At 37.1% G+C, this 9,124-nt stretch carries 4 protein-coding genes; all 4 read right to left on the bottom strand.

The window, feature by feature from the left end; translation table 11 throughout:
* Positions 1–664: 664 nt before the first annotated feature.
* Positions 665–2,854: a DNA topoisomerase III gene (locus B3D94_RS07490; protein WP_069483230.1), complete on the bottom strand. Its 2,190-nt coding sequence runs from the start codon at positions 2,852–2,854 to the stop codon at positions 665–667.
* A gap of 491 nt (positions 2,855–3,345) precedes the next feature.
* Positions 3,346–4,416, bottom strand: coding sequence for a glycosyltransferase family 2 protein (locus B3D94_RS07485; protein WP_291756193.1), 1,071 nt, complete (start codon positions 4,414–4,416; stop codon positions 3,346–3,348).
* A gap of 132 nt (positions 4,417–4,548) precedes the next feature.
* Positions 4,549–5,298 carry a hypothetical protein gene (locus B3D94_RS07480; RefSeq protein WP_193830823.1) on the bottom strand — a complete coding sequence of 250 codons (750 nt, stop codon included), beginning with the start codon at positions 5,296–5,298 and terminating at the stop codon, positions 4,549–4,551.
* A gap of 1 nt (position 5,299) precedes the next feature.
* Positions 5,300–9,082, bottom strand: coding sequence for a DEAD/DEAH box helicase (locus B3D94_RS07475; RefSeq protein ID WP_291756189.1), 3,783 nt, complete (start codon positions 9,080–9,082; stop codon positions 5,300–5,302).
* Positions 9,083–9,124: the final 42 nt, after the last annotated feature.

Here is a 9,124-nt window from a genome sequence, read left to right as displayed (position 1 = left end):
GTTCAGTTTTCAAGGTTCATTTGATTCATCGTCCTGCGACAAGAATTAATATTATCAGAATGTAACACAATAGTCAACAACTATTTTAATATTTTTTCGTAGTCGAAGTGACAGGTTCTATAATATAACATAATAACATTTTATCTGTCAACACTTCCTTCAAATGTTTAACACTACGAATCGCTGCTCCGGTTTCGTTAGTCGGTAAAGGTGAAGAGAAAGAGCGATGTACATTAATGTCCGCTGTTATATTTAGTTTTAAAGATACATTGTAAGTCGTCAAGATAGAGAATCGGCAACTTTTGTTACTGAAAGACATCCACATCGTATGAGTATTGTGCAAATGAGATATATCATTAAATAAATGAATCTCCAGCCGCGCTGGAATTATGGAAAATTTGCAGCCCCACAATAAAAACACAGTTACGCTACACATCTATGAAACAATGGTTACCCATTGAAGTAATTCAAATTTTGATAGGAGCATGATAAAAGTGTAACTACTAGGAAAATATCAGAAGTACGTTTAGCTTATTTACAACTGAAAAATACCTTATTTAAAATCGCTAAAATCATTGAATCGGAATTCCAAACTCAGACTTAAATAATATTTAAAGAAACCAGACACGTTTTTTGAACGTTCTGGTTTCTTTAAAATTAATATTTATTTTTCTACATTAAAACCTTTTAATAAATCTGCAAAAGCATTATTCAAAGGCTCTGCTTCTTTCTCTTGCTGCTTCATGTACTTTTGTACACTACGTTTATCCACTTTACCTCCACCTTCTTTTTTACGGCGAGCTTCAAAAGCAGATAACTTCTCACGATAGCCACACTTACATACGAATATTTGACCATCACCTTCGCCACGTAATTCAAGCTTTTTCTTACACTGAGGACAACGTGCATTCGTCACACGCGACACATTCTTACGATGACCACATTCACGATCTTGGCAAACAAGGATTTTACCTTTTTTCCCGTTCACTTCAAGCATTGGCTTACCGCATTCAGGGCAAGTTTTTGTTGAAATATTATCATGCTTAAATCTCTTATCGCTATTTTTAATATCAGCTACAATTTCTTTTGTATGTTGCTTCATTTCATTAATGAAGGTTTCTTTTTTCAGTTTGCCTTTAGCGATTAATTCTAACTTTTGCTCCCATTCGGCTGTTGTTTCAGGAGATTTTAACTCATTAGGAACTAAATCAAGTAACTGACGACCTTTAGAAGTAATATGAATATCTTTACCACGCTTTTCAATTAGGAATGAATTGAATAACTTATCAATAATATCGGCTCGTGTTGCCACCGTTCCTAATCCACCTGTCGATTTTAACGTATCAGCAAGTTGCTTATTTTGCGTGTTCATATACTTTGTAGGATTTTCCATTGCCGATAAAAGTGTAGCCTCAGTGAAACGTGCTGGAGGCTTCGTTTGCCCTGATGTTTGAGTAATTAAATTTACTTTTAATACTTGGCCTTTTTCGAGACGAGGCAATAATTGTTCCTTTACATCTTCGTTTGATTCCTCATCATCAAAACGATTTGAGTAAACTTCTTTCCATCCGGCAGAAATTACTGTTTTACCACGAGCAATGAATTTTTCGTTGCCAATTTGAGCTTGCACTGTTAACTGTTCATATTCATAAGCAGGAAAAAGCACAGCTAAGAAACGTTTTACAACTAAATCATAAATTTTACGTTCTTTATCGGTAAAGTTTGTAAAGTTCACGTATTCTTCTGTAGGAATAATTGCATGGTGATCAGATACTTTGCTGTCATCCACAAACGATTTATTTGCTTTAATGGGTTTTGAAAGCACTTTGTTTGCTAGCGTTCGATATTCTCCTATACCGCATGTTTTTAATCGTTCTGGAAGGGTGCTAACGATGTCTGAAGATAAATATCTCGAATCAGTACGAGGATAAGTAAGCACTTTATGAGATTCATATAGTTTTTGCATGATATTTAATGTTTCTTTGGCTGAGTATCCAAATATTTTGTTTGCATCACGCTGTAGCTCTGTTAAATCATATAACCCTGGAGAGAAAGATTTTTTCGGCCTACGTTCAATCTCGATTACTTTTGCATCTTGTTTATCTAATGAATTAACAACAGCATCCACTTTTTCTTTACTAAAGCTGCGTGAATTACCATTCGCATCTTGCCATGTTAATTTTAATTCTTTTGTTTGTGCCTCAATTCCATAAAACGTTTGTGCCTTGAAGTTTTTGATTTCATCTTCACGAGCAGCAACCATTGCTACTACAGGAGTCTGCACTCGCCCTGTATTTAACTGAGCATTAAATTTAGTAGATAGCGCTCTACTTGAGTTCAACCCCAAATACCAGTCTGCTTCACTACGAGCTACTGCAGCTTGATAGAGATTGTCGTAATTCTTTCCAGGTTTTAAGTTTGCAAAACCATCTTTAATTGCCTTATCAGTAACAGATGAAATCCATAGACGCTTGATTGGTTTATTCACTTTCGCACGATCAATAATCCAACGAGCCACTAATTCCCCTTCACGTCCGGCATCTGTTGCGATGATAATTTCATTCACATCATTACGTGTAAGTTGAGATTTAACTGCATTATATTGCTTACTTGTTTGTTTAATTGTTGTTAATTTCAAACGCTCTGGTAGCATTGGTAAATCTTCTAAGTTCCACTTTTTATATTTTTCATCGTAGCTCTCTGGGTCGGCTAAAGTGACTAAGTGGCCTAAAGCCCATGTAACAATATATTTATCTCCTTCAATATAACCATTTCCTTTTTTATGACACTTCAGCACGTTTGCTATATCACGTGCAACTGAAGGTTTTTCTGCTAACACTAAACTTTTAGCCATATATAACATCCTTTCGTACTTCCTAATGTTTAATATAGCACATGCTTTATACTTAAACTTCTTTTAAGCAAAACAGAAATCAACTGGAAATTAACAGGAGTTCTCTTTTAGATGCTATACAACGATTATTAGAGCTTCGCGGCGAAGGCAAGGTCGATACACGTTCCGTACAAAAATACTTAAAGCAGCAAAATAATGAGGAACCTGTAAACAAAGCACTTGCGGAGCCTTAAAAGGTTTAAAGTTAGATTAACGATAAAGAGCAAATTCACACCGAATGTGAACTTGCTTTTTTATTATGCATACTCAAATCCTCTAAACATATCTTTAATTAACTGAATATTCTAGATATAAAAGGAGGTTTTTAATGGATGCAAAAAATTTTAGGCCTCGTAATGTGATTTTTATGACGATTGTTGTTGGTGTATCTGTGTTAATTGGTCAAGCTATTTATGTCTTGTTTATTGATGTACCATTCCCTTAATAGAGATTTATATCTTTAAGCGACTGAGTAGATATTTTTCATTTTCTTTGATTTCCAAATGATTCGGTTTCCATTTTCGTGCCTCTAGGTTATGTTGATAGGCATTTTCAAATAACCGTAACTCCCTATATAACAGACTTAGTTGTAAATGAGGTATCCATGTTGAGTAAGCTCGTTTTTGAATAGTCATTGAATCGACGGAAGCTTGTTGCAAAGCTTGGGAGTACCAATAGATAGCCTCTTTATGTTTCGCTTGCTCCATAAAAAATTGGCCCATTCGGCAACATGCTTCTGGCTTTGGTCGATCATACAAAAAAGAATGTAAAATAGCTTGTTGAGCGTGATTATCATCCTGTAACAATCGATAGCATTCCCCTAGATGCAAACATGCTTCAATGCGATCATCTGTAGCGCCTAATTCGCTATCTAGAAATGTATTGTATTGATTTATGGCTTCTAAATAACGTTTATGCAGCTTTAATTCATTTGCATAATGAAATGAATCCCTCGCTGAAAGAGTATGTCCCTTTTGAATTAAACCTTCATAGATACATAAGTTGCGATGAATATCCTTTGTTAACGGTAAATGTGTGACAGCTATATCACTGTGAAGGTGCTGACCAGATACCTTTAAATACTCATGGACAGCGCCCTGCCATTGAAAGTGATTGCCTCTTTTTACTAGACGATACTTTCGCTCACTGCACTCCACCACCCCATCGTCATCTAGTACTAGGTAATGATCCATAGTGACGGTATCAACAGTTGGATACAATGATTGCTTTAGTAGCAATAATTTATGTTGGTTTTCCTTTGTCATAATATCGTCTGCATCTAGCCATAAAATATAATCTTTTGTTGCCTGCTGAAAGGAAAAATTGCGTGCATTTGCAAAATGATCGCACCATGGAAAATCAAAAATGCGAGAGGTATAATTTTGGACAATATCCTTTGTACAATCAGTTGAGCCTATATCAATAATATTCATCTCATCCACTATACGCTGAACCGAATCTAAGCATCTTTCAATCGTACATTGTGCATTTTTAACAATCATACATAAACTAATCGATACCATCTGTCCCCTCCTTATCATGTAGTAATATACTATGCTAGTTCATCCATTTATCGAAACAATTTTTCGATATCATCTCACTTTTAGGGCTGACATCGTAAAAAAAACGAACGCTATACACGCTCGTCTTTCGTTCTATAAATATTGCTCACGCCACATCAATTGTTCTTTATCAGTAAGTTGTTGTTCTAGATGGTAATCCCATTGATTTAATAACATATTCCACACCCGAATAAATAGTATATCTTGCTCCTTATCGTAAAGGACAAATTCTAAGCATGGACTATCATTAATTTGTTGGGCTTCTACTTCAACCACTCTTGCGATCATTCTTTGTGAGTTGCCTGTGTCTTCTTTATTCATTTCTTGTAAGGCAGCTATAATCAGCGATTCATCAAATTGCTCCTGTTGTTCGGCTTCCTTATCTACATAACGATAAAGCTCTGGTAACTCATCGTATTCATCATTATTTACATCACTAGTCAGAAATGATTGATGGCAAGGACTAAAGTAAAGAGTGGATGCTTCTACCTCAAGCTCCTCTTCAAAGATACCTTGTTCAAGCTGTTGCTGCCCCTTTTCTGTTAGCTTAAAGAAGCCTTCCTCATTTTTCATAAGACCTACGCGTATCATTAAAGAAATCAGGTCTTCGATAAATAACGGATCTACAAGCAATAATTCACTCAATTCTTCCACATTTCCGAAATCCGCCTCTTGAATGCTCAGTAGCAGCATTGTCATTAAGACATCCATCGTGGAACGCCGAACTGGCTCGTAAGTTACATCCACTGTACGAATTGGAATACACCATTCTGCAGTTTTGACAATTTTAATATTGCGATTTTGTTGCAGCTCCCGCATTAATCGTTGCTGTAATTTTGACACTCTAAATCACCAATCCTTCATGATTACGCAAGCCTTCGTAGGATTTTACTGTATTTAATAAATTGGTATACATATCTCTTGTATCTTGATGTTTTGCACGTTTCGCAAACATGTCTGCACTTCCTACAAGTAGTAGTAACTCCCGAGCACGGGATAGAGCGACATTTAAGCGACGATAATCTCTTGCAAAGCCAATGTCTCCTCCCTTTGGTGTATTACGAACCATACTGACAAGAATCACGTCCATCTCCATACCTTGGAATTTATCAACTGTCCCTGTTCTAAATTGTAAATGTGGTAACTTTAGCTCCTGCTGAAGAAGACGATTTATTTTCTTCACCTGCTCACCGTAGAAGCTAATGACTCCAACGCTTTTCAAGGCATCCTGCGGCATACGCCCTGCTTCTTTTGCTGCCTTCACTGCATCATTTAGGTCTAGTAAAATATGACGAATTGTTTGTAATTCCCCTTCATTATAACGGCTTGTGCCACCCTTTACCTGCTCCTCTAAATAAGGTTTTTCGGTTGGAATGTCGATCCATAATAAATGGTCATCACGTTTTACAAATTGCCCGTCTAAGCCATGGTCTCTCGCCGAATCTGAGTCTGGCAAGCCACATTGCAAGCCATTTTCTTCTTGCGCGTAAAATGGCGTAATACTTTGCATAATTTTTTCATGCATGCGGTATTGAAGAGCTAGCATTTGTTTATGCGTTTGAGGCAGATTATTGAATAAGCGTTCAAATAATGATTCACGTAGTAAATTTTTCAATTCCTGTGCGCCTTCAAAATTCGGATTTTCTTCTAACATCGCCTTCAATGTTTCCTCCAATGTATCGTCACCAAGTAGGGGTGGTAGCTGGTGATGATCCCCTACCAAAATAACCTTTTTCCCCTTCAGCATTGGTAATAATAATTCTGGGGGTGTTGCCTTTGAAACTTCATCAATAATGACAACATCAAAGGTTGGGTAATTTTCCATAAACTCTTTACTTGCCGAAGCTACACATGTAGTCCCAATAACATTTGCATGTCGTACATACAATTTTCTAATTTCATCTAGATCATATTCGGTAGCGTTTTGTAGTTTTTCTCTCCATTGCTCTTGCAATTTTTTTCGAAGCGGTAGTTGTCTTTCCTGACGTTGTAAATCTTCAATAGCTTGCTTTGAAGTTTGAATAGCTTCCCTTACCTCTTCTGCTGTCCGCTCTGGTGTCGACTGTAATAGCTTCGTGTATGTGGCCAGTTGCTTTTCCTTTTTCAATCCCGCAACATTTATCTCCTTTAACCGTTCTTCCATTTGTGATAGCAGTAGGTCTACTTCCTGCAAGTTAGTTTGTACGGTTTGAAGTGAAGCTTGTTTTGGTACTAATTGAACTATAGCCTTTTCGACTTGTTCTAGTTGCTGATTGGCTTCCTGAAGAGATTCTTGTAATTGTCCCGTAAGAATTTTTAAATATTCAACGGATTCCTCTGGCACTTCTTCTAATAGGAAGTTGCTTGCTAGCTGTTGTAATCGCTCTGTATGCTGTATAAATGGCTGCAATTGCCGCTGTATGCTTTGTACATCAAAGCTTGTAATTGCACACTCTTGATGCAGTAAACTAACAAGATTTTTTCGAAATGACTCGTATTCTTCGTCTTTATGCTCTTGTTGCTGCTTAAGTGCCATCCCTTTTTGCCATACAAAATCACGACGCATATAGAGTCCCAGCAAATAGCTTTCAATTTCATGAGTGGCTGGCGTTTGATCGTCTTGAAATACCTTGTTTAACTGAGCAAAAACACCCGTAAGGTTTTGTAAAGAAAATGATTGCACAGGCTGTAATCTACTTTTTGCTTGCGCTTGCTCCTTCACCTCATCCGTCACTAACGCCTCTAGCTTTGCAATGGCCTTTTGGAGACGACTATTAATGGTAGACCATGCCTCTAAATCTTTTGCATCTTCTAGATGTTGTATTCGATTCATTTGCTGCGAAAGGACATGAGAAGGACGAATTTGATAATGCTGTAAATATCGTTGGATCCGCTCATAGGAAGTCAATGTATGGACATACTTTTGTGCTTCCTTCATGATGATGAGACGATTATGTTCTGTTTCATATTTTTCTTGAACATCCTGGAATTGAACTGTTAATTGCTGTTTTTGCTCCAGCAATTCTTTATATTGAGCAGCTGCCTCTAATTGCTCCACTTTTTGTGAAGTCTCCTGAATGGTAAGCTGTAGATTTTCAATGGAAGGATGGTCCACAAGTGTCTGTTCAAGTTGCTGTATAATCGGCTCTATTTGTGCGAGCTGCTTCTCATAATGTTCTTTTTGAGATTCATATGTCTGTTGCTCTGTTTTCGCAGCTTTTAAGTCTTTTTTTAACGCTTGAATTTCCTGCTGTAAAATTGGTTCTTCAATAGCCGCTTGCTCTTTAGCGGCCATTTCCTGCGTCAATTCCTCCAGCCATAACTCTAATTTTTCAAGCTCAGCTTTTGCTTTGGACAAATTGTCCTTGAACGTCTGCTCACGTTCAGGAAAGACCAAGATTGCCTCTTCAATTGCTGCCAATGTTTGCTCACGCCACTGCTGAGCTACATTTTCTTCAATAAATTTTTTTCCCTCTTCCTCAATACTTTCCGTTCTACCATAGCGTAAAATCCGAATTTCCTGATTAGAAAGAAGCCGTCCTAATGCATTATCTACCGCTAGATTTGACTGAGATGCAACAAGTGTTTTTAAACCAGCTTTCACATTTTGCTGACAAATCTCTGAAATGACAGTTGTTTTCCCTGTACCAGGTGGACCTTGTATGACAAATAAATCTTCAACAGATAAAGCGCCTAAAACCGCTCGTCTTTGATATTCGTTTAAATTATTATGAAATTCAATATCCTCTTGAAGCTTCGATGCTCGTACAGAAGGACGTTTTTCAAATAGGATCGTCTCTAAATTAGGATTAACAGCCTCACCCTTTTCTAACTTGGTAAAGCCATTACGTAATCTTCTAATTTGACTTAATGTTGCAAAGTTACTGAAGCTCGCTTGTTTTGAACGAAGATTAAGCTGATCCTTACGAGCCAATTCTTGTGTAAAAGGTTTTAAATCAATTTCAACTGTTTGCTTTCCAGCATGAGTCTTCAACACTTGTCCTATTTCACCACGGACACCTTGAATACTAACACTCAAGCCTTCTAATTGCTTCCATTCCTTATTCTTTATGTAGGGACATACAAGCGTTAAGCGTGTAAAGTCTTCATTGAAATAGCTTTGCTTAAATTCACTATAAATATCGTCAATAGTCGCATCGCGCTCTTGTATTTTTAAATAACCTTCCCAGCTAGCAATACGTTTTTTTACATATTCAGTCCGTTCTTCCGCAATTGGTAACTGTCTAATCTTCGTATGAAGCTCAATTGGAACGCCTGCTCCGTTGTTAGGCTTTGTAACAAACTGCAGTGCTGCTGCTAAACGACGATTTGTGTTAATCGGCCCTCGCATATGCACAAAACGAATATTTGTCGCTAGTAACCCTTCTAGCTTTAATACACAGTCCATAATCACAGTTTTCTCGGAAATAATATCACTTAATTTTTCATTGTCTTCAGCATTAAAATAGATAGATAAAAATATTTCACCCACTGTTTTTGCTTTGCGTTTTTCAATGTAGACCGTAAAAGATCTTTGTAACGCAAAAAAGGCATGCTCGTTTGCTGAGCATTCCTCTACCGCTTCCTTTGCCTTATTAGTCAAAATAAGACAACAGCGTTGTTTTTCTAGTAAAGCGATGTCCTGCATGAGCAGCCCTCCTTCCAGTGTCACTAAAGTTTTATTTTATCA

This window comes from Lysinibacillus sp. UBA5990, assembly GCF_002429815.1.
Taxonomy (GTDB): Bacteria; Bacillota; Bacilli; order Bacillales_A; family Planococcaceae; genus Lysinibacillus; species Lysinibacillus fusiformis.
Note: the sequence above shows the minus strand (reverse complement) of the source record. Positions and strands in the feature narration are given on the sequence as shown.

What these genes read in the sequence shown, in the direction of transcription:
- B3D94_RS07475 (WP_291756189.1), bottom strand. Translation starts at nt 9,082, where the DNA reads ATGCAGGACATCGCTTTACTAGAAAAACAACGCTGTTGTCTTATTTTG.
- B3D94_RS07485 (WP_291756193.1), bottom strand. Translation starts at nt 4,416, where the DNA reads ATGGTATCGATTAGTTTATGTATGATTGTTAAAAATGCACAATGTACG.
- B3D94_RS07490 (WP_069483230.1), bottom strand. Translation starts at nt 2,854, where the DNA reads ATGGCTAAAAGTTTAGTGTTAGCAGAAAAACCTTCAGTTGCACGTGAT.